27 protein-coding genes are annotated in these 26,256 nt (G+C 60.1%); 10 read left to right on the top strand and 17 right to left on the bottom strand.

Annotated features, from left to right (window positions below; translation table 11 throughout):
- Positions 1-144: 144 nt before the first annotated feature.
- Positions 145-1,011 (top strand): carboxylate/amino acid/amine transporter, encoded by an 867-nt coding sequence (locus AC07N8_RS09635; protein ID WP_493143250.1) that lies wholly within the window; start codon positions 145-147, stop codon positions 1,009-1,011.
- A 105-nt stretch (positions 1,012-1,116) separates the two neighbouring features.
- Here AC07N8_RS09635 and AC07N8_RS09630 read toward each other — a convergent pair whose 3' ends face one another.
- Positions 1,117-2,004 (bottom strand): LysR family transcriptional regulator, encoded by an 888-nt coding sequence (locus tag AC07N8_RS09630; RefSeq protein ID WP_493143248.1) that lies wholly within the window; start codon positions 2,002-2,004, stop codon positions 1,117-1,119.
- Between the two features lie 159 nt (positions 2,005-2,163).
- On the opposite strand from AC07N8_RS09630, the gene AC07N8_RS09625 reads away from it, so the two are divergent.
- Positions 2,164-2,808, top strand: a complete 645-nt coding sequence (locus tag AC07N8_RS09625) for a hydrolase (RefSeq protein ID WP_027925826.1) — start codon at positions 2,164-2,166, stop codon at positions 2,806-2,808.
- Positions 2,809-2,944: 136 nt separating this feature from the next.
- Here the strand turns inward: AC07N8_RS09625 and AC07N8_RS09620 are convergent, their stop codons facing one another.
- Positions 2,945-4,243, bottom strand: a complete 1,299-nt coding sequence (locus tag AC07N8_RS09620; protein WP_483840687.1) for a mechanosensitive ion channel family protein — start codon at positions 4,241-4,243, stop codon at positions 2,945-2,947.
- A 192-nt stretch (positions 4,244-4,435) separates the two neighbouring features.
- Here AC07N8_RS09620 and AC07N8_RS09615 point away from each other — a divergent pair, with 192 nt between their 5' ends.
- Positions 4,436-5,782, top strand: a complete 1,347-nt coding sequence (locus AC07N8_RS09615; protein WP_140672284.1) for a DEAD/DEAH box helicase — start codon at positions 4,436-4,438, stop codon at positions 5,780-5,782.
- Positions 5,783-5,851: 69 nt separating this feature from the next.
- On the opposite strand, the gene AC07N8_RS09610 is transcribed toward AC07N8_RS09615, so the two are convergent.
- From AC07N8_RS09610 to AC07N8_RS09600, 3 genes are all read right to left on the bottom strand, one after another.
- Positions 5,852-6,127 carry a hypothetical protein gene (locus AC07N8_RS09610; protein ID WP_493143245.1) on the bottom strand — a complete coding sequence of 92 codons (276 nt, stop codon included), beginning with the start codon at positions 6,125-6,127 and terminating at the stop codon, positions 5,852-5,854.
- 91 nt (positions 6,128-6,218) lie between these two features.
- The gene (locus tag AC07N8_RS09605) at positions 6,219-6,689 is read right to left on the bottom strand and encodes an AraC family transcriptional regulator (RefSeq protein ID WP_493143243.1); all 471 of its coding nucleotides are present in this window, start codon (positions 6,687-6,689) and stop codon (positions 6,219-6,221) included.
- A 142-nt stretch (positions 6,690-6,831) separates the two neighbouring features.
- Positions 6,832-7,575, bottom strand: coding sequence for a DUF899 domain-containing protein (locus AC07N8_RS09600; protein WP_493143241.1), 744 nt, complete (start codon positions 7,573-7,575; stop codon positions 6,832-6,834).
- Positions 7,576-7,752: 177 nt separating this feature from the next.
- Here AC07N8_RS09600 and AC07N8_RS09595 point away from each other — a divergent pair, with 177 nt between their 5' ends.
- Positions 7,753-8,142 carry a transcriptional regulator gene (locus AC07N8_RS09595; RefSeq protein WP_493143239.1) on the top strand — a complete coding sequence of 130 codons (390 nt, stop codon included), beginning with the start codon at positions 7,753-7,755 and terminating at the stop codon, positions 8,140-8,142.
- A 123-nt stretch (positions 8,143-8,265) separates the two neighbouring features.
- On the opposite strand, the gene AC07N8_RS09590 is transcribed toward AC07N8_RS09595, so the two are convergent.
- The 3 genes from AC07N8_RS09590 to AC07N8_RS09580 form a co-directional block, all read right to left on the bottom strand.
- The gene (locus AC07N8_RS09590; RefSeq protein ID WP_493143238.1) at positions 8,266-9,135 is read right to left on the bottom strand and encodes a DUF6279 family lipoprotein; all 870 of its coding nucleotides are present in this window, start codon (positions 9,133-9,135) and stop codon (positions 8,266-8,268) included.
- Between the two features lie 65 nt (positions 9,136-9,200).
- The gene (locus tag AC07N8_RS09585) at positions 9,201-9,917 is read right to left on the bottom strand and encodes a TorF family putative porin (RefSeq protein ID WP_493143236.1); all 717 of its coding nucleotides are present in this window, start codon (positions 9,915-9,917) and stop codon (positions 9,201-9,203) included.
- A gap of 208 nt (positions 9,918-10,125) precedes the next feature.
- The gene (locus tag AC07N8_RS09580; RefSeq protein ID WP_017337097.1) at positions 10,126-10,314 is read right to left on the bottom strand and encodes a PFL_1563 family small protein; all 189 of its coding nucleotides are present in this window, start codon (positions 10,312-10,314) and stop codon (positions 10,126-10,128) included.
- A 353-nt stretch (positions 10,315-10,667) separates the two neighbouring features.
- Between AC07N8_RS09580 and AC07N8_RS09575 the strand changes: the two genes are divergently transcribed.
- Together AC07N8_RS09575 and AC07N8_RS09570 are read left to right on the top strand one after the other, a co-directional pair.
- A complete protein-coding gene (locus tag AC07N8_RS09575; protein ID WP_123433967.1) occupies positions 10,668-11,504 on the top strand; it encodes a CvfB family protein in 837 nt (278 codons plus the stop codon).
- A 97-nt stretch (positions 11,505-11,601) separates the two neighbouring features.
- Entirely contained in the window at positions 11,602-12,534 is a 933-nt protein-coding gene (locus AC07N8_RS09570; RefSeq protein ID WP_483840693.1) for a DMT family transporter, read from the top strand.
- Here AC07N8_RS09570 and AC07N8_RS09565 read toward each other — a convergent pair.
- The gene (locus AC07N8_RS09565; protein WP_493143234.1) at positions 12,479-13,660 is read right to left on the bottom strand and encodes an MFS transporter; all 1,182 of its coding nucleotides are present in this window, start codon (positions 13,658-13,660) and stop codon (positions 12,479-12,481) included. The genes AC07N8_RS09570 and AC07N8_RS09565 overlap by 56 nt on opposite strands.
- A gap of 103 nt (positions 13,661-13,763) precedes the next feature.
- Between AC07N8_RS09565 and ptrR the strand changes: the two genes are divergently transcribed.
- The gene (gene ptrR / locus AC07N8_RS09560) at positions 13,764-14,657 is read left to right on the top strand and encodes a putrescine utilization regulator PtrR (protein WP_483840695.1); all 894 of its coding nucleotides are present in this window, start codon (positions 13,764-13,766) and stop codon (positions 14,655-14,657) included.
- A gap of 139 nt (positions 14,658-14,796) precedes the next feature.
- A complete protein-coding gene (locus tag AC07N8_RS09555; RefSeq protein ID WP_007914492.1) occupies positions 14,797-14,925 on the top strand; it encodes a PA1414 family protein in 129 nt (42 codons plus the stop codon).
- A gap of 203 nt (positions 14,926-15,128) precedes the next feature.
- On the opposite strand, the gene AC07N8_RS09550 is transcribed toward AC07N8_RS09555, so the two are convergent.
- From AC07N8_RS09550 to speB, 6 genes are all read right to left on the bottom strand, one after another.
- Positions 15,129-15,380 (bottom strand): acyl carrier protein, encoded by a 252-nt coding sequence (locus tag AC07N8_RS09550; RefSeq protein ID WP_483840696.1) that lies wholly within the window; start codon positions 15,378-15,380, stop codon positions 15,129-15,131.
- Positions 15,381-15,435: 55 nt separating this feature from the next.
- Positions 15,436-16,161: an MBL fold metallo-hydrolase gene (locus AC07N8_RS09545; RefSeq protein ID WP_493143233.1), complete on the bottom strand. Its 726-nt coding sequence runs from the start codon at positions 16,159-16,161 to the stop codon at positions 15,436-15,438.
- 85 nt (positions 16,162-16,246) lie between these two features.
- Positions 16,247-17,626: a sodium:solute symporter family protein gene (locus tag AC07N8_RS09540; RefSeq protein ID WP_483840698.1), complete on the bottom strand. Its 1,380-nt coding sequence runs from the start codon at positions 17,624-17,626 to the stop codon at positions 16,247-16,249.
- Between the two features lie 161 nt (positions 17,627-17,787).
- A complete protein-coding gene (locus AC07N8_RS09535; RefSeq protein WP_493143231.1) occupies positions 17,788-19,299 on the bottom strand; it encodes a purine-cytosine permease family protein in 1,512 nt (503 codons plus the stop codon).
- Positions 19,300-19,353: 54 nt separating this feature from the next.
- The gene (locus tag AC07N8_RS09530; protein ID WP_483840700.1) at positions 19,354-19,776 is read right to left on the bottom strand and encodes a YybH family protein; all 423 of its coding nucleotides are present in this window, start codon (positions 19,774-19,776) and stop codon (positions 19,354-19,356) included.
- A 9-nt stretch (positions 19,777-19,785) separates the two neighbouring features.
- Positions 19,786-20,736 carry an agmatinase gene (gene speB / locus AC07N8_RS09525; RefSeq protein ID WP_027925808.1) on the bottom strand — a complete coding sequence of 317 codons (951 nt, stop codon included), beginning with the start codon at positions 20,734-20,736 and terminating at the stop codon, positions 19,786-19,788.
- Between the two features lie 355 nt (positions 20,737-21,091).
- On the opposite strand from speB, the gene AC07N8_RS09520 reads away from it, so the two are divergent.
- The gene (locus AC07N8_RS09520; protein WP_007945995.1) at positions 21,092-21,985 is read left to right on the top strand and encodes a LysR family transcriptional regulator; all 894 of its coding nucleotides are present in this window, start codon (positions 21,092-21,094) and stop codon (positions 21,983-21,985) included.
- Between the two features lie 3 nt (positions 21,986-21,988).
- On the top strand, positions 21,989-22,585 hold the full coding sequence (locus tag AC07N8_RS09515) for a tRNA-uridine aminocarboxypropyltransferase (protein WP_493143228.1): 597 nt from the start codon (positions 21,989-21,991) through the stop codon (positions 22,583-22,585).
- Positions 22,586-22,712: 127 nt separating this feature from the next.
- Here the strand turns inward: AC07N8_RS09515 and AC07N8_RS09510 are convergent, their stop codons facing one another.
- Together AC07N8_RS09510 and AC07N8_RS09505 are read right to left on the bottom strand one after the other, a co-directional pair.
- On the bottom strand, positions 22,713-24,080 hold the full coding sequence (locus tag AC07N8_RS09510; RefSeq protein WP_027925806.1) for an HlyD family type I secretion periplasmic adaptor subunit: 1,368 nt from the start codon (positions 24,078-24,080) through the stop codon (positions 22,713-22,715).
- A gap of 9 nt (positions 24,081-24,089) precedes the next feature.
- A complete protein-coding gene (locus AC07N8_RS09505; protein ID WP_483840702.1) occupies positions 24,090-26,249 on the bottom strand; it encodes a type I secretion system permease/ATPase in 2,160 nt (719 codons plus the stop codon).
- Positions 26,250-26,256: the final 7 nt, after the last annotated feature.

Genomic DNA, 26,256 nt, shown 5'->3' with positions numbered 1-26,256 from the left:
GGCGTCGTGTCAGCCAATATCGCCCTTAACTGACACACCGCTTTCGCGAGCAGGCTCGCTCCCACAATGGTTTTGTGCGTTGGCCTGTGTTCGCGATAAACGGCAAAACCCGCTATCGTCGCCGCCATTCAAAACGAGGCGAGCATGGGCTATCTACTTTTTGTCACGCTGATCCAGGCGTTTTCCTTCAGTTTGATCGGCGAATACCTGGCCGGTCACGTCGACAGTTATTTCGCGGTGCTGGTGCGCGTGGTACTGGCCGGGCTGGTGTTCATCCCGCTGACGCGCTGGCGTTCGGTGGAACCGGCGTTCATGCGCGGCATGCTGTTGATCGGCGCATTGCAGTTCGGCGTGACGTATGTGTGCCTGTACCTGAGCTTCCGGGTGCTGACGGTGCCGGAAGTGTTGCTGTTCACCATCCTCACGCCGTTGCACGTGACCTTGATCGAAGACGCGCTGAACCGGCGTTTCAATCCGTGGGCATTGATCGCTGCACTGGTGGCGGTGATGGGCGCGGCGGTGATTCGCTACGACCGGATCAACCCGGATTTCTTCATGGGCTTCCTGCTGCTGCAACTGGCCAACTTCACCTACGCCGCCGGGCAAGTGCTTTATAAGCATCTGGTGGCGCGATACCCGAGCGATCTGCCGCATTACCGGCGTTTTGGCTACTTCTACCTCGGTGCATTGGCCGTGGCATTGCCGGCATTTCTGCTGTTTGGCAAGCAGAACTTCCTGCCCGAAGCGCCGCTGCAATGGGGCGTGCTGGTGTTCCTCGGCCTGGTCTCGACCGCGCTGGGTCTGTATTGGTGGAACAAGGGCGCGTGCATGGTGAACGGCGGGACGCTGGCGGTGATGAACAACCTCCATGTGCCGGTGGGGTTGCTGATCAATTTGCTGATCTGGAATCAGCATGAGGAGCTGGGGCGGTTGTTTCTCGGTGGGTCGGTGATTCTGATGGCGGTGTGGATCAGTCGGTTGGGTATCCGCAAACCCGCCATCGCACACTGAACCTTGTGGGAGCGGGCTTGCTCGCGAAAGCGGTGTGCCAGTCGCCAGGAATGTTGCCTGACGCGCCGCCTTCGCGAGCAAGCCCGCTCCCACAGGGGATGTGCGCTATTTCTCCGATAACTGCTCCACCAGAAACTCAATAAACGTCCGGGTCTTTTGCGGGACCCGACGTGCCGAAGGGTACACCGCATTAATCGTGATCGCGGGTGCCTGCCATTCACACATCACCGGCATCAGGCGGCCAGCCGCCAGCGCATCCTCGACAATGAAGTTGGGCAACAGGGCGATGCCCATGCCGGCTTCGGCAGCCTGAGCGAGCAAGTCGCCGTTGTTGGCGTGCAACGGGCCGGTCACGTTGACCCGTTGAGTCTCCTTGCCGTTGCACAGTTGCAGGCTGACGCCACTTTGCAGGTACCCGTAGTTGAGGCACTGATGGGCGCGCAAGTCTTGCGGAGTCTGCGGTATACCGGCGCGTGCCAGATACGCCGGTGACGCCACCATGATGCGTGGGGCCGGCGCCAGCTGCCGGGCGATCATCGTCGAATCCGGCAGGCTGGCAATACGGATGGTCACGTCGAACCCCCCGCGCACCGGATCCACCTGCTGGTCGCTGAGCACCAGTTGCAACTCGATGTTCGGGTGCTGCTCATGAAACAGCGGGATCAGTGGCCCCAGTCGGCGTAAGCCAAATGACATCGGCGCGTTGACCCGCAACACCCCGCGCAACTCGCCAATGCCGTTACGCGCACGCTGTTCGGCCTCATCCAGCGATGCCAGCACTTCGCGTGCTGCGTCGAAGTATTCGGCGCCGGCCTCGGTCAAGTGCAGGCTGCGCGTGGTGCGCTGCAGCAATTGCACGCCGATGGCTTCCTCCAGCGCCTGAATCTGTTTACTGACTTTTGATCGCGGCACATCCATTGCCCGAGCAGCCGCGGCGAAACCGTTCTCGCCGACCGTGACGACAAAGGCGCGCATGCATTCGATGCGATCCATGATTGTCCCTATTTTAGAATCAATGATTCTCGATTTTAGGGAATTGTCCCTTTCTATGCCAGCCCCTAAAGTGACATCCAAGCCGACGACAACGCCGCTGACGGCAACGTCGACTCACCCATTACTCACTTTGAAAATCGACATCAAAAGGAACGCGCCATGTCTATTCGTGAACTGCTCAACCCAACCAACTCCGCCCTGATCCTGATCGACCACCAGCCACAAATGGCGTTCGGCGTGCAGTCGATCGACCGTCAAACGCTGAAGAACAACACCGTAGGCCTGGCCAAGGCGGCCAAGATCTTCAACGTGCCGACCATCTACACCTCGGTGGAAACTGAAAGCTTCAGCGGTTACATCTGGCCGGAATTGCTGGCGGTTCACCCGGAGCAAAAGCCGATCGAGCGCACTTCGATGAACTCGTGGGAAGACAAGGCGCTGGTTGATGCGGTGAAAGCCACCGGCCGCAAGAAGCTGATCATTGCCGCGCTGTGGACCGAGGTCTGCCTGACGTTCCCGGCACTGGAAGCGCTGGCGGAAGGCTACGAGGTGTACATCGTCACCGACGCCTCTGGCGGCACCACCAAGGAAGCACACGACATGTCGGTGCAGCGGATGATTCAGGCGGGTGCAGTACCGGTCACCTGGCAACAAGTGCTGCTTGAGTACCAACGTGACTGGGCACACAAAGACACTTACGAAGCGGTGATGGAGTTGGTGCTGGAACACAGCGGCGCGTATGGCATGGGCGTGGATTACGCTTACACCATGGTGCACAAGGCACCGCAGCGGCAGGTCAAGTAACCCGCCAACCTCAAAAACGATGCAAACCCCTGTGGGAGCGGGCTTGCTCGCGAAGGCGAAGTGTCAGTTGACATCTACTTTGACTGATACACCGCCTTCGCGAGCAAGCCCACTCCCACATTGGGTTTTGTCGTATTTACATGATGTGTTTTTCGGCGTCGGGAATGTGGCTTGCGCCCAGCATCGCCGGCAACAAGCCCGCTCGCAAATCCCCACCACTCGGCTGCTGATAAAGACTCAACCCGAACTCCGGCAGCACCGCCAGCAGGTAATCGAAAATATCCCCCTGAATCCGCTCGTAATCCGCCCACGCCGTGGTGCTGGTGAAGCAGTAGATTTCCAGCGGAATGCCCTGCGCGGTGGTCTGCATCTGCCGCACCATGCAGGTCATGCCGGGCTGAATCTCCGGGTGACTCTTCAAATACGCCAATGCATACGCGCGGAAGGTCCCGATGTTGGTCATCCGCCGACGATTGGCGGACATGGCCGCCACATTGCCCTGCGCGGCATTCCAGGCCTTGAGTTCGGCCTGCTTGCGACCGATGTAATCGGTCAGCAGATGCACCTGCGACAACTTCTGCTCTTCGTCATCGCGGATGAAACGCACGCCGCTGGCATCGATGAACAGGCTGCGCTTGATCCGTCGACCGCCGGATTGCTGCATGCCGCGCCAGTTCTTGAACGACTCGGACATCAGGCGCCAGGTCGGGATCGAAACAATTGTCTTGTCGAAGTTCTGCACCTTCACCGTGTGCAACGTGATGTCGACCACGTCACCGTCGGCGCCGACCTGCGGCATCTCGATCCAGTCGCCTACCCGCAGCATGTCGTTGCTGGTCAGTTGCACGCTGGCTACGAACGACAGCAGGGTGTCCTTGTAGACCAGAATAATCACCGCCGACATGGCGCCCAGACCCGACAGCAGCAACAGCGGCGAACGGTCGATCAGGGTGGAGACGATGACAATCGCACCCAGCACGTACAAGACCATTTTTGTCAGTTGCACGTAGCCCTTGATCGAGCGTGTGCGGGCGTGTTCGGTGCGCGCGTAGATGTCCAGCAAGGCGCTGAGCAGGGCGCTGATCGCCAGCAGCAGGAACAGAATGGTGAACGCCAGCGCCACATTGCCAAGGAAATTCAGGCTGGCCTTGCTCAGCTCCGGCACCAGGTGCAAGCCGAACTGAATCACCAGCGACGGTGTGATCTGCGCGAGGCGATGAAAGACTTTGTTGTGCCGGAAGTCGTTGATCCAGTGCAGCGCCGGTTGGCGGCCGAGCATTTTGGTCGCGTGAAGAATGAGGAAGCGCGCCACTCGTCCGAGGACCAGTGCAATGACCAGCAACAGCATCAGCGCCAGGCTTGAATGCAGGAGTGGGTGCTGATCGAGGGCACCCCAGAGGTCTTGGGCGTTGAGCCAGAGCTGTTTGATATCCATGGGCTAAAACGATTCTCCTGAAGGACGCGATCGGGCGATTAGAGCATTTAAGAGGGTTTGGATGACGTTTGAAGACAAATCAGGCAACAAAAAGCCACTGTTTATCGTCGTTTTCGTAAAGAAACTCGGCCTGAGCGCTCGAAACCGTTACCCTATGCAGCTGTTTTTTTGTATTTCTTCGAGGTAGCACCCGTGTTTTCCCAATTCGCCCTGCACGAACGCCTGCTCAAAGCCGTGGCCGAGCTTAAATTTGTCGAGCCAACGCCAGTGCAAGCAGCGGCTATTCCGCTGGCGCTCCAAGGGCGTGACCTGCGGGTGACTGCGCAAACCGGTAGCGGCAAAACCGCTGCATTCGTCTTGCCGATCCTCAACCGTCTGATCGGCCCGGCGAAAGTCCGCGTCAGCATCAAGACCCTGATCCTGCTGCCGACCCGCGAGCTGGCCCAGCAGACCATCAAGGAAGTCGAGCGCTTTGCGCAATTCACGTTCATCAAGTCCGGCCTGATCACCGGCGGTGAAGACTTCAAGGTCCAGGCCGCCATGCTGCGCAAGGTGCCGGACATCCTGATCGGTACGCCGGGCCGGATGATCGAGCAACTGAACGCCGGCAACCTCGACTTGAAAGAAGTTGAAGTACTGGTCCTCGACGAAGCCGACCGCATGCTCGACATGGGCTTTGCCGACGACGTACAGCGTCTGGTAGCCGAATGCACCAACCGCCAGCAGACCATGCTGTTCTCCGCCACCACCGGCGGTTCGGGCCTGCGCGACATGGTGGCCAAGGTGCTGAACAACCCTGAACACCTGCAGGTCAACAACGTCAGCGACCTGAACGCGACCACTCGTCAGCAGATCATCACCGCTGACCACAACGTGCATAAAGAGCAGATCCTCAACTGGCTGTTGGCTAACGAGACCTATCAGAAGGCCATCGTGTTCACCAACACCCGGGCCATGGCCGACCGCATCTACGGTCGTCTGGTGGCGCAGGAATACAAAGCGTTCGTGCTGCACGGCGACAAAGACCAGAAAGACCGCAAACTGGCCATCGACCGCCTGAAGCAGGGCGGCGTGAAAATCCTCGTCGCCACCGACGTCGCCGCACGCGGCCTGGACGTGGATGGCCTGGACCTGGTGATCAACTTCGACATGCCACGCAGCGGCGACGAATACGTTCACCGTATCGGTCGCACCGGCCGTGCCGGCAACGAAGGCCTGGCGATCTCGCTGATCTGCCACGGCGACTGGAACCTGATGTCGAGCGTCGAGCGCTACCTCAAGCAGAGCTTCGAGCGCCGCACCATCAAGGAAGTCAAAGGCACCTACGGCGGACCGAAAAAGGTCAAGGCCTCGGGCAAAGCCGTCGGCGTGAAGAAGAAAAAAGTCGACGCCAAAGGCGACAAGAAGAAAACCGGTGCCAAGGCACCGACCAAGCGCAAAATTGCCAACCGCCCGAAGACCGACGCCCTGTCGCTGGTCAGCAAGGACGGCATGGCGCCGCTCAAGCGCCGCAAGCCGGAAGCGCCAGCGGCTGAATAAGCCGTTGTCGTGACCCAAAAAAAACCGGACAGATGTCCGGTTTTTTTATGCGCGGGATTTGTCGCTTGATCAGCTCTCGGCTTTCTTGTCCGCCGTCTGCAATTCTTTCAATCGCTGATCAATCAGCTGGCACTTGTCCGGCAAATCCTTGGCGGCTGTGCCCAGGTCCATCTTCTGCAGCTCGGCATTGATCTCTTTGGCTTTGGCCGGATTCTGCTCGGTGAGCTTGGCCACTTCCTGCGCCAGTTGCTCGCGCTTGGCGGTGGCTTCCTCTGGGGTGCAGGCCCAAGCGGGGAGGGCGCAGGTGAGGGTGGTGGCGAGGGTTATTTTCAGCAGGGTTTTCATAAGTGAGCCTCAGTTCCGGTTAAGGCGGGTTAACCGGTTGAGGGTTGAAGCCCGGGAAAAGTTCAGCTCGTTGAACGAAGAGTGTTGGGTGTTACTTGTCCTTCACGGCAATGCACATGTCCATTTCCAACACGCCGCTGTTCTCATCATAGGACGCCTCCACCGGGTAACGTTCAAACCCCGGACGCTGGTCGTAGGCCAATCCGCTTTGCGTCATCCACTGTCCGCACAGTTCACCCCAAGCCCCCGGGATTTCACTGGCCGGGCCTTTGAAGTGGGCGACGGCGTAGCGGCCGCCGGGCAGATGAGTGACGGCGAACGGGTATTTCGGTTCGAAGTCGGCGGGCACTTCGACGCAGGCGTCGTAGCGGCAGTATTGCGGTGGTGTGGTGCTTGGGTCGTCGTGGCCGATGCCGTAGCGTACGCGGTTGAGGAGGTTGTTTTCGATCATCCACGGGGCGACGGTTTCGCGCCAGAAGGTGCCGATTTCCGGGCCGTAGGGGCCGGTGTAGCGCAGGTAGGCGACGCGGGCTGGGGGGAGGGTTTTCAGGGTGACGTTCATGTCTGGGGCCTTGGCGTCTGGTTCGTTCAGTGGACGTTGACTGGGCGGGCCTCTTCGCGAGCAGGCTCGCTCCCACAGGGGATTGGTGGCGTACGCAAATCCAATGTGGGAGCTGGCTTGCCTGCGATGGCCGCGACTCGGCCTAAGAGGTTAGCCCCCCATGGCAGCAGCTGGCGGCGGCCTTTTCTTCATAGCGGTCGTGATGCCGCACCCATTCCATGATTTCCTCTTCATTGCGGCCCTTTGGCGTCAGGTCGAGGTAATTGTAGGCCCCGACCAGCATGTCCAGTCCTCGCGCATAAGTGGAATAGGTGTGGAAAATATCGCCGGCTTCATTGCGATAAAACACGCTCAAGCCTGGGAGTTCTTCTTCGGCACCGTCGGTTTTTTCGTAGTTGTAGGTGGCTTTGCCGGCGGCGACCTCTTCGGCCCGGGCGGAGACGCCGAAGTCATAGTTGAAATCGCAGCCTTCTGACGACACCCAATCGAATTTCCAGCCCATGCGTCGCTTGAAGGCCTGGAATTCGGCGAACGGTGCGTGGGAAACCGCCACGACGGCGATGTCATGGTGCGCCAGATGCTGGTTGGCGCCGTCGATGTGGTCGGAGAGGAACGAGCAGCCGGGGCAGCCTTCGTCCCATCCAGCGGCGAACATGAAGTGGTAGATCACCAGTTGGCTGCGGCCGCCAAACAGATCGGCCAGTTTCAGTTCGCCGTGCGGGCCTTGGAAGTGGTAGTCCTTGTCGATTTTCACCCAGGGCAGGGCGCGGCGTTCGGCGCTGAGTTTGTCGCGTTCCTTGGTGAAGGCTTTTTCGTGGGCCAGGTGTTGTTTGCGCGCGGCGAGCCATTCTTCGCGGGACACGACGGGATGATTCTGAATGTTCATTGGCTTTCTCCTGCGGGGGGCGGGGAGGTGACTTACACAGCCTAGTCGTTTGACCTGTGCCGGATTCGACATACCGCCGGTCAGTGCTGTTCAGCGCCTCGGCTGAACGGCTGCGTGCGGTGCCGGTCACAACTTAAGAAGGCCATCACAATCACGCGGTCTGGAGGTTGAATCAGGATGACGACTTATAACTGGGATTTGATTGAACGCTTGCTGCACGAAGTGCAAAAGGGTGACAGTAGCTTCACGCCACGGCCCTATGCCGAGCAGTACGTGGCGGAGAAAACGGCGGAAGGCGAGCAGACGGAAAACCTCGATCACTTGAAAGCGGTGGCGGGTGAGTACGAAAAGCTGCTGCTGGCGCGTGGCTACATCGAACCGCGGCCCGAGGATCAGGGCGGTAGCGGCTCGAATTACATTCTGACGCCGCGCGGCTCCAGTTTGTTGAGCCTGATCGACAGCAGCATTCCGGGGAATGACCATCCGCGCCAGGTGTTGGATGAGCAGGAAGATGCGCTGGATGAAGTGACGTTTGATCACGTGGCGTCTAAAGCGCAGATTGCCTGAAGACTGCGCATAACCCTGTGGGAGCGAGCCTGCTCGCGAATGCGGTGTGTCAGGTCACGATTATGTCGACTGATACAACGCTTTCGCGAGCAGGCTCGCTCCCACAGGGAAAATGCGTGCGGTTTAGGATTGTTTGGCTGCTTTTAGGCATTTGAGATCGTTGAAGTCTTTGCGCACACCTTCGATTTTCTTCAACAACCGCTGACGCTGGACCGGCGTGCTCTCGGCCATCAAATCCACAATCAACCCACGCGCCTGAGCCTCCGTATTGGCGTAAGCCTGACGATAGGCTGGCGTCCACAAGCTCTCGCGATTAACCAGAAGCGTCTCGATTCTTTGGGGGAATTCTGGACTATGGCGCTGGGCAACGGCCGCGCTGAACTGCGTCTGCCAATGCGCGCGGTTGGCGATCCATTGGGTGTTCTGGTCACCCAAGGCCTTCGACCAACTGACCACCCGTTGCTGCTGGGTGGGGCTCAGCGGGCCGAGCCAGTCATCCAGTCGTTTCTCCATGCGTTCGGCGCGTTGCTTGATCTGCTGATCAAGGGAGGGCTTGAGGTATTCCTCCTGCCGTTTACGCTGGTCTTTGGCGAAAGCGTCGTTCATTTCCGCGACTTGTTTGTCGTCCAGCCCCTGCAGCAACTCGACGGCCGACGGGGTGATTTCCCGGGCGGTCTGGGCGATGGCGGCTTTGGCTTCCTGGGTGCGGGTTTGCAGGGCGGCGTCGGTGACCTGGTTGGTTTCGACCATGGTCTGCAAGCGGTCCAGCCAATCCAGGTAACCCGGCAGTTGTGTAGTGCAATGCCAGCTCAGGTGCTCTTTGAGGCGCTCGTTGAACCAGCCTTTTTGCTCGCCGTTCATGTCCAGGTAGTCACTGAGCGTCCATGGAATGATCACGTCGAGGTTGCGGTAGGCCAGGCCCATCCGGCTGCACGCGCCGAGGACAAGGCTCAGGATGATCAGGGCAGCGAAGCGTAGTAACCAGCGCGACATGGGCGGGTCCTTGCGAAAGCGTAGGTTCTTATGTGAACGCAGGATGAACCCGGCAGTTCAGCCGTTCAATAAAACGAATGTTCAGCCTTGAGGGTGACCAGCCCGTCGCATTGGCTGTTGTGCCCGGAATAGGCCGAGCAGTCGCTGCCACTGAGGTTTGAATCACTGTAGATCAGGTCCAGGTCGATGCCCATGAAGGGCCGGGAAAGTTGCACCGACCAGTCGGTAAAGCTGCCGACATACCCACCGTCGACCGACACCGGGGTGTAGAGCTGGTGCGTGGTGTACTTCATGCTGATCCCGATGCCGAACGGTTGATTGCCACCAAGGTCGGCGAACACTGTTTTGTTCAGTTTGTCCGGGTCGTTGCTGAAGGCTGCACCAAAGCGGCTGCCGAGCAGGGTCAGGCCACCGAAGAGTTCCTGGCTGTCGAGGGTGTCCACTTTTGGATAGCTGTAGTGGATCATGCCGACTTCGTAGCCGAGGGTTTGATCGAAGGGTTGTTTGAATCCCGCGTAGGAATCGACTTCAAGGTTCTTGCCCGGGCTCAACCCCATGCTCGGTGCCCATTGGCCGACGTAGAAGCCACTGTCGTGGGTCAGGTCGAGGCCACCATGGAATGAACCGGTGCTGGAGGGTTTGACCAGCCCCTGGGCCATGCTGCGGCTGGGCGTGGTGCCAAGCTTGAGATCGAAGTCGCCCAGCTCACGCTGGAAGATTTGCGCGCTGGCGAGCGGACATACCAGCAGCATGCAGAGCAACAGAAGGGAGGGTTTGAGCATGCGTCACTCCATTGACAGCGAGGAGCAGGGATCGAAAGCCTACTGAAACGCTTGTTCTAGACGTGTGCAAGGATACCGGCGAATGCGCGGCATTGAGGGCCGTTCGTCGATTTTTGAAATTTTGATGGGGTTGGCGGGGTGTCGCGGGAGGGTTCCAGTCCAAGCGCTTCGAAGCTCAAAGCGCTTTGGGACCAGTTAAAGCAGGGTATTACTTCTTGCCGAGCGTGATCTGCTTGGACGGGCCGAACGTCTGGCCGCTGACGCCTTTGGCAATTTGCTGGATTTCACCACCGGACTTGAGGAACGCAGCAATCTGGTTGTTGATCGATTCGCTGGTTTCAACGGCTGGAGCTGGCTTTGCTTTGCTGTTGGATGCTTTTACACGCATGGCGGCCATTAACCTGTAGAAAATTAACTTGGCCAGGCATCGTACAGGAAATACTTGACAATTGCTTGGCTAATATCCCCTCAAAATACACAGCGCAGGGCCGGTATTTATCTCGGGGCATTATCTGAAATAGGTCGCTAACACGCTGTTTTAACTAAGAACGTTGATGAAAAAGACCCGGGTTCGGGCGGGTTGGCAGGCGACAAAACCGCCTCATCGGGCTGACGAGTGGCGAAGCCTTGCGGGTCAACCCCTCAGGGAAATCAGGGATTGCGCAGTATTTTCGCCCGCCACCGGGCCGGCCGCCGAACGTTACCCGCAAAACCGGGTAGAATGCCGCCCACGTAATGAGGGTATTTGAAATGGCTTTAGTCGGGCGTTACAACAGTTTGCAAGTGGTTAAACACACTAACTTCGGTTTATATCTGGACGGTGGGGCGGACGGCGAAATCCTCTTGCCTAATCGTTATATCCCCAAAGATATTCCAAGCGAAGATGAAGACTGGCTCAACGTTTTTGTTTATCTGGACAGCGATGACAAACTCATCGCAACTACCGAAAAGCCGAAAGTTCAGGTCGGTGAATTCGCCAGTTTGAAAGTCGTTGAAGTCAACAGCATCGGCGTGTTCCTGGATTGGGGTCTGCCGAAGGACCTGCTGCTGCCGTACTCCGAAGAAAAACGCCAGATGACCGCCGGTGAGTATGTGGTGGTGCATGTCTACCTCGACAAGCACACCCGTCGCATCACTGCGACCGCACGTCTGGACCGCTACCTGGACAAGTCCCCGGCCAGCTACACACCGGGCCAGGAAGTTGATTTGCTGGTGGCCGAAGCGACCGACATGGGCTTCAAGGCAATCATCAACAACAAGCACTGGGGCCTGATCCACAAGAATGAAATCTTCAAGTTCATGCGCGCCGGCAAAGAAGAGAAGGGCTTTATCAAGGAAGTCCGTGCCGACGGCAAGATCAGCCTGAGCCTGCAACCGGTGGGCGAAGAAGCCGCCACCAGCCTCAACTCGAAGATTCTCGCCAAGTTGCGTGAAAACAACGGCAGCCTGCCGGTCAGCGACAAGAGCGACCCGACGGTGATCACCAGCATGTTTGGCGTCAGCAAGGGCAACTTCAAGAAAGCCATCGGTGCGTTGTACAAGAATGGCCAGATCGTCATTCATGCGGATCGCATTGAACTAAGCTGACCCTGCACCAACCGTAATGAAAAGCCCCGGCCCCGTGCCGGGCTTTGTTTTTTGACTACCGGGTTTCTGCCATGGATTGTGTTGTCGAGGTGTCACGGTGAGCGCCAGCCGGCGTAGCGCCGACGGGTTTGCCCTGCAGGTGATGATCGGGTTGTGCCTGATCTGGGGCGTGCAGCAGGTGATGATCAAGTGGGCGGCGCCGGACATCGCGCCAGTCATGCAGGCGGCGGGGCGGTCGGGCATGTCCGCATTGCTCGTCGGCTTGCTGATCTGCTGGAAGGGCGGCTGGGATCAGGTCGGTGCGACCTGGCGCGGCGGTTTGCTGGCCGGTGCGCTGTTCGGTCTGGAATTCTTTTTCATCTCTGAAGGCCTGCAACTGACGACGGCCGCGCACATGTCGGTGTTCCTCTATACCGCACCGATTTTCACCGCGTTAGGCGTGCATTGGTTGCTGCCGAGTGAGCGTTTGAGGCCGGTTCAGTGGCTGGGAATTCTCCTCGCCTTTATCGGGATCGCCATCGCGTTTGCCGGTGGCGTGTCCTGGGATAACCTCGATCACCGCATGTTGCTGGGCGATGCGCTGGGCGTGCTGGCCGGTGCAGCGTGGGGGGCAACCACGGTGGTGGTGCGCGCTTCTCGGCTGTCGGAGGCACCGGTGACGCTGACCTTGTTCTATCAATTGATCGTCGGTTTCGTCGGCCTGATGCTGATCGCGATTCTCAGCGGCCAGGTTACTCACGTCAGCCTGACCACCGTCGCGGTGGCCAGCGTGCTGTTCCAGGGATTGGTGGTGTCGTTCTTCAGTTACCTGACATGGTTCTGGCTATTGCGGCGTTATCTGGCGGCAAACCTGGCGGTGTTCTCATTCATGACGCCGCTGTTCGGCGTCACGTTCGGCGTGGTGCTGTTGGGCGAAGAACTGAGCCTCAATTTCGTCATCGGCGCCGTGCTGGTCTTGCTCGGCATCACCTTTGTCAGCGCTGAGCAGTGGGTGCGCCGTCGTTTACGCAAAGCCCTCGGGCAGTACTGACCGGGCGCAGCAGCAGGCCGCCGGCGATCAGTAATCCGCCGCCGGCAACGACGAGAGCGGGCTGCAAACCGCCACTGAAATGGCTGCTCAGGGCGGCCAGCAACGGCCCGGCGAGCTGGCCCACGGCGAAGCACGCAGTCAGCAGGCCAGCGTTGCGCTGGGTGGCGTGGGGCGCCAGTTCGCGGGAGCGTTGCATCACCAGTTGCATGCAGGCCAGAAACGGCGTGCCACACAGCAGCACGCCCAACGCCAGACCCGTTCCGCTGCCCAACAGGCAGGCGAAGACCCCGACGGCTTGCAGCCACAACGTGATCATCAGCCAATGGCGTGTGCCATTTGGCGAGGGGCGACGCAGGCTCACAAGCAGCACTCCGACAGCCGACGCCAGACCGAAGCACGGCCAGAACAGGTCGGCCTGCCATTGCCCATGAAACTGCGCGTTGGCCATTTGTGAGAGGAACGTGGCGGGGATGATGTAACCCAGACCATACAAGCCATAGATCACCCCCAGTCGAGCGATGCCCTGATTGTTCGATGTGGAGGCGACGGGGGCGGCCGCCACCGTTGCCGCGGGTTGTGGCAAGAACGGCAGAATTCCCAGCAACATCACCAGCGCTACGCCGGCATACACCAGCCACAGCGTCGCGGAAGTCTGCCCCAGCAGGTTCGAACCCAACGCCAATAACCCCGTGAGAAAAATCCCCAGTCCCGGCCCGGCAAAGACCAGGGCGCCCAACCGTGGACGACCGGCCGCTGCCGCCAATGGCTGGCTCAGCGCGGTGATCATCACCAGCACCCAGGCACTGGCCACGCCGGTGCCAAAGCGCAGCAGCAGATGGGACCAGAACCCGTTGGCCCAGAACGACGCCAGGGTCAGCAGCACACAGAGCCACAACCCGCCCAGCAAGCGCTGACGGACTTGCGCCGGCTTGCGCGAGAACATCGCATCCAGCGCGCCGACGAAGTAGCCCAGGTAATTGGCCGCGGCAATCAGGCCCGCCGCGGTCAGGTCGATCTGACCTTCACTGAGCAGGTGCGGCATTTGCGGGGTGAGGGCGAAGCGCCCGATGCCCATGGCCATCATCAGGGCGATAAAACTGGCGGTTAAGCGAATCAGCGGAGACATAGTCTGAGTTCCGGCAAAGGATCAATGACCGTCAGGCTAGGACTGATTGACTTTCTTTTAAAATGAATAATAGTGAGTAACTTGTTCTGATTTGGAGAAGATCGTGGAGTTCAGTCAATTGCGGATCTTCCAGGCCGTGGCACAAGAGGGGTCGATCACCCGCGCCGCCGAGCGATTGCATCGGGTGCCGTCCAACCTGTCGACGCGTCTTAAACAACTTGAGGAGCAACTCGGCGTAGAACTGTTCGTCCGCGAGCGTCAGCGGTTGCAATTGTCGCCTGCAGGAAAAGTCCTGCTGGACTACACCGCCAAGCTGTTCGCCCTACATGACGAAGCCAGTGCGGCCGTGCAGGGCGGGCAACCGGCCGGGGACTTCGTTTTGGGCACCATGTACAGCACGGCGGCGATTCATCTGCCGCAATTGTTGGCGGGTTATCACCGCACCTACCCGGCGGTAAACCTGCAAGTGCAATCCGGGCCGAGCGGTGAATTGCTTGAAGGCCTGCTCACCGGCCGGCTGGATGCAGCGCTGGTGGACGGACCGCTGGAGCTGGCGGGGCTGGACGGCGTGCCCTTGTGCGACGAACGGCTGGTGCTGATCACGGAAGCCGATCACCCGCCGGTGCGCAGCGCGCTGGATGTGGAAGGGCGCTCGGTGTTCACGTTCCGCCAGGGCTGTTCCTACCGCATGCGCCTGGAGGCCTGGTTCGCCCACGACCATGCTGCGATGGGCCGGGCGATGGAGATCGAATCCTATCCGGGAATGCTTGCGTGCGTGATTGCCGGCTCGGGCGTGGCGTTAATGTCGGAGTCGATGCTCGCCAGCCTGCCGGGCCGTGAGAGTGTCGCGGCGCACCCGCTGGCTGATCCGTTCGCCCGCGCGACGACGTGGCTGATGTGGCGCAAGGGCATGGTCGGGGCCAATTTGAATGCGTGGATTGAGCAGCAGCAGACGGTCTATCCGTGGGCACACGTTGAGGCCCAGGCGATTGCTTGAACGAACGGTCAGGTATTTTGTTCAATTCAGTAACAGATCATTGCGACTTTTGATGAGCATTGCGTAGGACTTCGGACTATTATCAGTGCGAAGCGGCCTCAGAATTCCGGTCGCTCGGCACTACCCTGAAGGGGGCACCATGAAAGAGAAAATCCAAAACTGGCTGCACGACTTGGGTGTTGCACTCGGTTTGATCGAACCGCCTCTGCAACCTGTGCCAATTCGTACGGACGACGAACAGCGCCGACGCCAGCAGCGCCGCCGGTAAGACCGCGGAGTAAACCGGCGAAGAGGCTTGCCTGTGGCGAGGGAGCTTGCTCCCGCTGGGCTGCGCAGCAGCCCTTGTTTGTCACCGATGCATGTCAGGTTAAACACTGGTACAGGCTTTGCGGCTGCTGCGCACCCGAGCGGGAGCCAGCTCCCTCGCCACAAGTCTTTTGTCACCTGAACGAGTGTGTTTGGCAGCTCTTCTCAATGCCGCCCGATCTCCTGCAAAAACCGACTCAAATCATTCGCCGTCCTGGCGGTCTTGAGCATCCGGTCTTCTTCCGCCGTAAACGCCGTCAACCCCAACTCATCTTCCAGATGGAAGATCAGGTCTTCGATATCCGCTTTATCCAACCCCAACTCCACCAGACTGGCGTCGTCGCCGAAGTCATCCCGGCCCTCCAGCAAGCGGCTGATGAACTGATGCACGGTGAGGCGAACGGCAGCTCTTTTCATGGTTGCTCTTGGAGGGCGTTATTGTTGTTGTCCCTGCGCTTGAGTACAGCAGGCTTCAGCCGTGTGAGCGCTGCCACTCGTCAATCATCGTGCGCAAATGCTCCCCAGAAAAACTGCCGAAATGCCCGCCATGCACCGTGCGGATCGGCAAGGCCCGCAAGCGTTGCAAGCTGCGGGCGTAGTCATCGAGATTGGAATGGTAAGCGTCTTCGATCAGCGGTCCGTCATAGATGATGTCGCCGCTGAACAGCGTCTCAGTCGCCGCTTCATATAGGCTGATGCCGCCCGGTGAATGCCCCGGTGTGTGCAGCACTTGCAGCACGCGGTCACCCAGATCCAGCACATCACCTTCTTCAATCAAGCCCGTGGCCGGCGCGGCCTTGACCCGGTATTCGGCGTAGCACAACGGGCAATCGGGGTGAGCCTCGAACATGTCGTCGCCGACGAAGGCTTTGCTCAAGTCGTTGTCGCCATCCGGTGCGGCGAGGATGTCGGCCTCGGCCGGGTGCACCAGCCGTTCAGGAAATTCGTGATGCCCGGCAATGTGGTCGAAATGGCAATGACTCGCCACCGCCACCAGCGGCCGTTCAGTGATCCACGGCAACTGCTCGCGCAGGCTGACCAGACCTGAGCCGCTGTCCAACAGCAGGTCCTTGTCGCGGCCCTGAACGTGCCAGAGGTTGCAGCGGTAGAAAGGCCGAATGTAAGGCTCGTGAATCAGCCGAATGCCGTCGCTGAGGTGTTTGACTTCGAACCACTGATCGCGAGAAACAATCTTCATCAAAGGTTTTCTCCAGACGAAAAAAAACGGGTGTGGCAACCGACGCCACACCCGTCGAAGAAAGCATCAAGTCGTTATGTTCAGCTTAGGCGGCACTGGCCAGAACTGCCGGGCGGCGGGACATCAAGCTCACCACCACGAACGCCACCAGACCTACGCCGAGGCTGTAGTAGATCGGGGAGTTGGAATCCAGACCGTCCTTGAACATGAACACCAGCGCAGTGGCGAAGCCCATGCCCATGCTGGCGATAGCGCCGGCGGTGGTTGCACGTTTCCAGAAAATCGCACCGATCAGCGGGATCAGCATGCCGCCTACCAGCAGGTTGTACGCCAGGGTCAGGGCGCTGATCACGTCGTTCACGACCAGAGCGATGCCGAGTACGACAAGGCCAGTCAGCAGGGTGAACAGGCGATTGATGCCCAGCGTCGACTGTTTGCCGCCGCGCAGTTTCGGCAGCAGGTCTTCGGTCAAGGTGGTGGCGGCGGCGAGCAGGCCGGCGCTGGCGGTGGACATCATGGCTGCCAGGGCAGCCGCGATCACCAGGCCACGGATACCGTCCGGCAGGGACAGTTTGACGATGGCGGCGAAGGCGTTGTTGACGTTGTCCAGGTCTGGGATCAGCACATGAGCGGCCATGCCGATCAGGGCGCAGGCCAGGCCGTAAAGGATGCAGTAGAAGCCTGCGAATGTACCTGCGACCTGAGCCACCTTGGCGCTCTTGACGGTGAACACACGCTGCCAGATGTCCTGGCCGATCAGGATCCCGAAGAAGTAGATCATGAAGTAGGTGATGATGGTGTCCCAGCCAATCGTGGTGAAGCTGAAGGCGGTGGCCGGCAGTTTCAACACCAACTCATCCCAACCGCCAACGCGGTACAGGCAGATTGGCAACAGGATGAACATCAGGCCGACGGTCTTGATCACGAACTGGACGATGTCGGTCAGGGTCAGGGACCACATGCCGCCGATCGCGGAGTAGATCACCACGACGCCACCGCCGACCAATACCGAGACCCAGAACGGCAGGTCGAACAGCACTTGCAGCACGGTGCCGATGGCGAGGATCGAAACCACGCCGATCATCAGCGCATACGCCAGCATGATCACCGCGCTCGCGGAGCGGGCCATCGGGTTGTAGCGTTTTTCCAGGACCTGGGTAACGGTGTAGATCTTCAGCTTCAGCAGCGGTTTGGCGAGGAACAGGTTCAGCGCCACGATCCCGCAACCGAGGGCCGCGCAGAGCCAGAAACCGGAGATGCCATGGACGTAGCCCAGGCGTACGGTGCCGACGGTGGACGCGCCGCCCAGAACAGTGGCGGCCATGGTGCCCATGTACAGGCTCGGGCCGAGGTTACGACCGGCGACCAAAAAGTCTTCGTTGGTCTTGGCCTTGCGCATGCCGTAGTAGCCGAGTATCAGCATCGCGGCGGCGTAGATGAGTACGACGAATAAATCCAAAGCCATGATGGCGTGTCTCCGATTGTCTTTTTTATGGTGAAACAAAAGTTCTGTGGGGCTGCTTTCTGTGGGAGCGAGCCTGCTCGCGAAGGCGTTCTGTCAGTCACATCCAGGTTGGATGTGCCGCAGTCTTCGCGAGCAGGCTCGCTCCCACAGTTGGATCAGTGTCAGGCAGGCTGACGGAGTTCAGGCTTTGCCATGGTGTGCGTGCCCTTGCTGCGTGAATCATTCGGGCCGAACACCGCCGCTGTTTCCGGGAACAGGCTCAGCAGCGCCAGGTACACCAGCGAGGCCAGGCCCAGAGTGACCGGCAGGCTGACGTCGATACCGCCGGCCATTTCGCCCAGTGGTCCGACAAACTGCCCCGGCAGGTTCACGAAGCACAAGCCAATGGCCGCGCTCGGGATCCAGGCACCCAGGCCACGCCAGTTCCAGCCGTGGGTGAACCAATAGCGGCCACCTTTCTCGCCGCGGGTGAACACTTGCAGGTCATCCGGGCAATAGAAGCCGCGACGCACCACCAGGCCGATGATCATGATCACCATCCACGGTGTGGTGCAGGTGATGATCAGCACGGCGAAGGTCGACACGCTCTGCACCAGGTTCGCCGCAAAGCGCCCGATGAAGATGAAGGCAATCGACATCACACCGATCAGCAACGTGGCCTTGACCCGCGACAGCACGCGAGGGAACACGCTGGACATGTCCAGCCCGGTGCCATACAGCGAGGTGGTGCCGGTGGACATGCCGCCGATCACGGCAATCAGGCACACCGGCAGGAAGAACCAACTCGGCGACACAGCCAGCAAACCGCCGACGTAGTTGTTGGCGGCGATGTAGTCTGGTGCCTTGATCGCGACGATGGTCGCGGTGGCCAGGCCGAACAGGAACGGGATGAACGTGGCGATCTGCGAGATCACCACCGCCGCCATGATCCGGCCTTTTGGCGTGTCACGCGGGATGTAGCGCGACCAGTCACCAAGGAACGCACCGAAGGAAATCGGGTTGCTCATCGCCACCAGTGCAGCACCGATGAACGCGGCCCAGAAACCTGGCTGACCCATGCTGACGGTGCCGGCGTAGTTCACATCGAAAGGACCGGCGAAGGCGAAGGCACCCAGCAGGAACAGCAAGCTGGCGCTCCACACCGCGATCTTGTTGACCCACAGCAGGAACCGGAAGCCGTAGATGCAAACGGTCAGTACCAGAATCGCGAACAGACCATAGGCCAGGCCCAGAGTCAGGTCAGTTTCCGGCAAGCCGATCAGGCGCTTGGCGCCACCGATCAGCGCATCACCCGAACTCCAGACCGAGAGCGAGAAGAACGCGATGGCGGTCAGCAGCGAAAGGAACGAACCGACGATCCGCCCGTGCACGCCGAAGTGCGCACCGGAAGACACGGCGTTGTTGGTGCCATTGATCGGGCCGAACAGGCCCATGGGTGCAAGGATCAGCGAGCCCAGCAGCACGCCCAGCACAATCGCCAGCACGCCGGCCTGAAACGACAGGCCGAACAGCACCGGGAAGCTGCCGAGCACGGCGGTGGCAAAGGTGTTGGAACCACCGAAGATCATCCGGAACAAATCCGTCGGGCCTGCGGTGCGTTCGCTGTCCGGGATCTGTTCGACCCCGTAGGTTTCAATGTGCGTAAGGCTTTGGTCTTTGTTGTTGTTATTCATGATCAGCTCCGATCATAAAGGCGCGCTCATCGTGCGTGAGCGTCACCTGTTTGGCTAAGGGGTTGGCAGCCCTTCCGGCAAGGCGGACAAGTGTTCGTGGCAGGCCAGCCATAGGCCTTGTTGTTCTTGGCCAGACGCTTGTTTCTTGAAAACAATCGTCTCGCGCTCCTGGCTGAAGTGTTGCTCCCCTTGCATGCGCAGCTCGGTGGCCACGTCATGGATGAAAATCGCCACGTCACCCTGCAGGCTGACGAAGGCGTTGCTCGAGGTGCACGAAAGCACCTCGAAGCCATCCTCCGAGCGCCAGGTGTCCCACAACGCCTGATAGGCATCGCGCGACAGCAGAGGCTGCTCGAGGGTGTAGAAGACGAAGCTGGCATCGGTGCTGAACGCACCGAAGTAGGCTTCGCGATCGTTACGGGCGAAAGCGGACACCAGAGCGGCGGCGGCTTTCAAAACCTGATCACGTTCGTTCATGACCGATCCTCAGCGGTGGACCACGCCAGGCAGTACGCAGAGCATTTCGTACAGCAGGTTGGCGGCCAGCAGCGAGGTGTTGCCGGTGGTGTCATAAGCGGGCGAGACTTCTACCAGATCGCAACCGACCAGGTCGAGGCCTTGGCAGCCGCGAACGATCTCAATGGCCTGAATGGTCGTCAGACCACCGATTTCCGGGGTGCCGGTGCCAGGTGCCCAGGCCGGGTCGATGCCGTCGATGTCGAAACTCAGGTACACCGGACCGCCGCCGACTTTCTCGCGAACCTCGGCCATCAGTGGCGCCAGGGATTTGTGCCAGCACTCTTCGGCCTGAACCACACGGAAGCCCTGATTACGGCTCCAGTTGAAGTCGTCAGCGGTGTAGCCCTGGGCGCGCAGGCCAATTTGCACCACGCGGTCGCAATCCAGAAGGCCTTCTTCGACGGCGCGACGGAAGGTGGTGCCGTGGGCGATTTTCTCGCCGAACATGTGATCGTTCACGTCAGCGTGAGCGTCGATGTGCACCAGGCCGATCTTGCCGTGCTTTTTATGGATGGCACGCAGGATCGGCAGGGTGATGGTGTGGTCGCCACCCAGGGTCAGGGGGATCACATCGTGTTCGAGGATCTTGTGGTAGGACTCTTCGATGATCCGTACCGCGTCCAGCAGGTTGAACGTGTTGATCGCGATGTCGCCGATGTCGGCCACCGACAGCGAATCGAACGGCGCAGCGCCGGTCGCCATGTTGTACGGGCGGATCATGACCGATTCAGCGCGGATTTCACGAGGCCCGAAGCGGGTGCCGGGGCGCAGCGAGGTACCGATGTCCAGTGGCACGCCAACGAAGGCAGCGTCCAGACCGGCAGCGGTATCAAGGTGAGGGAGTCGCATCATGGTGGCGATGCCGCCGAAGCGCGGCATTTCATTGCCGCCCAGTGGTTGGTGAAGAATCTTGTCCACGGGTAGGGCCTCATCGTCGTTGTTTTATTTATGTCGGTTGCACAGGTCAGGACAGACACAGGCACCGTTGGGGGCCGATTCTGCGAAATGTAGTGGCCGGGAAGAATCGCTACGGGCAAATACTTAGTTCAGATTTTTCTAAACTAATGGTTATGGTGGCGATAGACTTACAGCCTTGCACGAACCCTGTGGCGAGGGAGCTTGCTCCCGCTGGGCTGCGAAGCGGCCCCAAAACCATTCACCCCTTTGTGTCAGACAGACTGCGCTGCCTGGATTACGACTGCTGCGCAGCCGAACGGGAGCAAGCTCCCTCGCCACAAAAGCAACCTGCATGACCTTGTGATCGGAGTGTCTGATGGCCAACGCTTTACCCGACCTGAAACTATTGCGCATCTTCGTCAGCGTGGTTCGCCATCAGGGGTTCGCCAACGCCCAGCAAGAGCTCAACCTCTCGACGTCGGCCATCAGCACCTACATGAGCCAGCTCGAAGCGGCCCTCGGTCTGGTGCTGTGTCATCGCGGTCGCGGTGGGTTCAGCCTGACCAGCAAGGGCGAACTGTTCCATCAGGAAACCCTGCGTCTGTTGGGCGAGCTCGAAGGCTTCGAGCAATACGCCGCAGCCCTCAAGGGCGAACTGCGCGGCACCCTGAACCTCGGCGTGATCGACTCGACTGTCAGTGACAAGGCCTTGCCCTTCGCCGAAGCCATCGGCGCCTACAGCCAGGAACACCCGGCGGTGCATTTGCACTTGTCGGTGATGAGCCCCTACGAACTGCAACTCGGCGTGCAGGACAATCGCCTCGACCTGGCCATCGGCGCGTTCTCCACGCGCATGAGCGGCCTGGTCTACATGCCGCTCTACCGCGAACAGCACTGGCTGTATTGCAGCAGCCGTCATCCGCTGTTCACCGAGCGGCGCATCCCTGAGCAAGTCATCACTCAGCAACGCATGGTCGGCCGCGGTTACTGGAGCCAGGCCGAACTGGCGCGTCACGGTTTCAAGCACAGCGCGGCCACGGTGGAGAGTATGGAGGCGCAGCTGATTCTGGTGCTGTCCGGTGCCTACATCGGTTATCTGCCGGAGCACTATGCCCAGGCCTGGGCGGACAAGGGCGATTTGCGCGTGTTGTTGCCGGCGACGTTTGGTTATCAGGCACCGTTTTCGATGATCGTGCGTCGTGGCCGCAGCCGCGAACCGCTGATCCAGACCTTTCGCGATTTGCTCAAAGCACAACTGAATCAGGCTTGATCGATGTCCAGAATCCAGTGTCCCCGTTGCCTGCGCCCGCAAACCCATTGTTTGTGCCCGCTGATCCCGAGCCTCGACAGCCGCACCCGGGTGCTGTTGTTGCAGCATCCGAGTGAAGTGAACCACGCGCTGAACACCGCACGATTGGCGGCGTTGGGCTTGAACAATGCCGAGTTGATTGTCGGTGAGGTGTTCGAGCATTTACCGGTATTGTTGAATCAACCGGGGTATCAGGCGCGGTTGTTGTTTCCGGGCGAGGACGCGCAACCGATGCTGACTTATGCGGCGACTGACGAGCCGCTATTGCTGGTGGTCCCGGACGGCACATGGCGCAAGGCACGCAAGATGCTGCACCTCAATCCACTGCTGGCGGCGTTGCCGAGGGTGACGCTGGCGGATGGCGGGGTGTCGCGCTATCGACTGCGCAAGGCCCCGGGGCCGGGGGCTTTATCGACGGTGGAGGCGATTGTGCAGGCGTTGCAGATGCTGGAAGCGCCGAGCTCGTTTGAGCCGTTGTTGAAACCGTTCGAGGCGTTGATCGAGGGGCAGATTGCGGCGATGGGGGAGGAGACCTTCCAGCGTAACCATGGGCCGAAATAGTTGTTGTGATTGAGGGCCCCTTCGCGAGCAGGCTCCCACACTGGATCTGTGTCGTTCACAAATCCCCTGTGGGAGCGAGCCTGCTCGCGAAAGCGCTGAAACAGTCACCGCAAACCCAGGCCAGAGACTACCGCTCCCGCATCGCTTCAGTCCGCGCTTTCAACACCGGTTTCAGCAGGTAATCCAGCACACTCTTCTCCCCGGTAATGATGTCCACCGTCGCCACCATCCCCGGAATGATCAGCAGCGGTTTCACATCCCCGCCCAAGTGGTTTTTATCCGTGCGCACCTGAATCAGATAGAAACTGTTGCCCTTGTCATCGGTGATGGTGTCGGCGCCGATCAGTTCGAGCTTGGCGCTCAACCCGCCATAAATCGTGTAGTCATACGCGCTGAACTTTACCATCGCCTTCTGCCCCGGATGCAGGAACGCCACGTCCTGTGGTCGCACCTTGGCTTCGATCAGCAGGTTGTCTTCCAACGGCACGATTTCAACCATGTCGCTGCCGGGCTGGACCACGCCGCCGATGGTGTTGACCTTCAACACTTTGATAATCCCGTGCACCGGCGACACCACTGTGGTGCGCGTCACGCGGTCATCGATGGCGATGCTGGATGCCGTGATTTTCGACAGGTCGGTGCGTTTTTCATTCAGCTCTTTTGCTGCGTCGGAACGGAATGATTGTTCCGACTCGTCAATCTTGCTTTTGATCTCGTTGATTGCCGACTCCGCCCGGGGAATTGCCAGTGTCGTTGCGTTCAGCGAACCGCGAATCTCCACCGCGCTACGTTTGAGCCGGAGGATTTCCACCGGTGAAACGGCGCCGGTGCCCACCAGCGGCGTGGACATGTTCATCTCTTGCTGCAGCAATGCCAGGCTAGAGCTGAATTGCCCCTGTTTGGAACGGAATTCCGCCAGTTCCTGGGTTTTTTGCCGAAGTTGTTCGCTTAATGTGCGCTGCTCACTGGCGAGTCGGCGCTGGCGCTGTTCGTACAGCGAACGCTCGTCTTCGGCCACTTGCGGGGCCTTGGCGATCACTTCTTCTGACAGCTTGAAGGGCCGTCCTTCCGCTTCCGCCGACAGGCGTTCCACCTGCGCGGTCAATGCGTAACGATCCGCTTCGCTCTCACCCTTGTTCGACAGAAACCGCGTGTCATCCAGGCGCAGCAGGGTATCGCCCTTGTTCACCATTTGCCCTTCGCGCACGAAGATCTCGGTGACGATGCCGCCTTCCAGGTTCTGGATCACCTGGACCTTGCTCGACGGAATCGCCTTGCCTTCGCCCATGGTGACTTCTTGCAATACCGCAAACTTGGCCCACACCACCGCGCTGATAATCAGCCCGGCAGCCAGCCAGACCGTAATGCGCGACCAGCGCGGGGAATCCTGCAACGAGGCACCGGCTGTTTCCGGCATGAACTCACTTTCGGCGGTTTTGCCGAAGCTGCCGAAGTAGCCGCGGTCCTTGGAGGTGTCGGACGATGAACGGGCCATGGGTCGCTCCTAGACAGCCGCAGAGCCGACGCGGCCCTTGCGCAGTGCATCGATGACCGCTTCTTTGGGACCGTCGGCGACGATCCGTCCGTTATCCAGCACCACCAGTCGATCCACCAGGCTGAGCATCGAGGTGCGGTGGGTGACCAGGAGCAGGGTTTTGCCCTGGACCCAGGTGTGGAGTTTTTGCCGCAGAACGTCTTCGCTGCTGTTGTCCATTGCGCTGGTCGGTTCGTCGAGCAGCATGATCGGCGGATCGAGCAACAAGGCCCGCGCCAGCAACACGGCCTGGCGTTGCCCCCCGGACAGCAACTGCCCGCGTTCGCCGACCGGGCGATCAAACCCTTGCGGATGCTGACGGGCGAGCTCGGTGACGCCGGTCAACTCGGCCACTTCGAGCATCCTCGAATCGCTGATATAGCGGGCGCCGAGGGTCAGGTTGTCGCGCAGGCTGCCGGCCAGCAGTGGCAGATCATGGGCGACGTAACCGATCTGTTGGCGCAGGTCGGCGACGTCCAGTTGCCGCAGGTCCAGGCCGTCGAGCAGCAACTGGCCTTCCTCCGGCGTGTAGAACCCCATCACCAGTCGCGCCAGGGTACTTTTGCCCGAACCACTGCGACCGATGATGCCGATGCGTTCGCCCGGCTTCATGCTGAAGCTGACGTTGGACAGCGCTGGCGCGTTCTGGCCGTTGTAGTGGAACGTCACGCCGCTGACTTCGAGGGCGCCTTGCAGTTGAGTGCGCTCCAATGGCCGCTGTTTGGCGTCACGTTCCTGCGGCAGGCCCATCAGCGCATCGGTGCTTTTCATGGTCAGCTGCGCTTGCTGGTAGCGGGTGATCAAACCGGCAATCTGCCCCAGCGGCGCGAGCACGCGGCTGCCGAGCATGTAGGTCGCCACCAGCGCCCCGACGCTGAGGTTGCCGGCGATGATGCTGTAGACCCCGGCGACAATCGTTGCCATGCCGGAGAACTGCTGGATGAACAGCGTGCCATTGGTGGCCAGCGCCGAAAGGTTGCGCGCATGGCTGTCGAGGCGGGTGAGGGCGCCGTGGGTGCTTTCCCATTTGTGCTGGCGCTCGCTTTCGGCGCTACAGGCCTTGAGGGTTTCCAGGCCGCCGAGGGTTTCAATCAGCAAGGCCTGGCGTTCGGCGCCCAGGCTCAGGCTTTTTTGCACGGTGTCGCGCAGGCGCACCTGGATCACCATCGCGAAGATGATCGTGATCGGAAACGCCAGCAACGGAATGACCACCAGCCAGCCGCCGAGCAAGCCGATCACTACCAGCATCAACACGGCGAAGGGCAGGTCGATCAGGCTGGTCAGGGTGACCGCGGTGAGAAACTCGCGCAGCCCCTGGAAATCATGAATGCTCTGGGCAAAGCCGCCGATGGTCGCCGGGCGGGCTTTCATCGACATGCCGGTGATGCGCTCGAACAAGGTCGCCGACAGGATCACGTCGGTTTTCTTGCCGGCGGTGTCCAGCAAATGTGCGCGCACGACGCGCAGCACCAGCTCGAAACCGGTGCCGATCAGCAAGCCGATCGACAGCACCCACAAGGTCGAGGTGGCCTGGTTCGGCACCACCCGGTCGTAGGTCTGCATCACGAACAACGGCACCATCAACCCGAGCAGGTTGATCAGGAAACTCGCCAGGATTGCATCGCTGTAGAGCCACTTCGACAGTTTCAGCGTGTCGCGAAACCACGCTTCGACGCGCGGTACCAGGGGCGAGCGCAAGTCTTCGAGTTCATGGCGTGGCCGGGCAAACAAGGCCTGGCCACTGTAATTTTCGGCCAGCTCATCTGTGCTGACCCATTGTTCGCCACCGTCGGCTTCGCTGGGCAGGATCAACACCTGACCGTCGTCGCCGAAGCGTCGCAGGATGGCCGTGCGGCCGTTGTTGAGGATCAGCATCACCGGCAGGTTGAGCGCGGAAATATCCCCCAGTTCCCGGCGCAGCAGTCGCGCCTGCAAACTGGCCCGGGCTGCTGCGCGGGGCAGCAGGTCCAGGCTCAAGCGTTGTTTGTGCAGCGGTAGCCCGGCACTCAGGCTGGCGCGACTGACCGTCGCGCCGTGGAGTTTGCAGAGGATCAACAGACCGTCAAGAAGCGGGTCATCGAAGCTCAGCCGCGGATCGACACCGGTGTTGCCGGATTCCATGCTGGTCACATTGATC

It is taken from the genome of Pseudomonas sp. GW821-FHT10C09 (assembly GCF_059415465.1).
The sequence above is the reverse complement of the archived record's forward strand: the minus strand, read 5'-3'. Positions and strand labels throughout refer to the sequence as shown.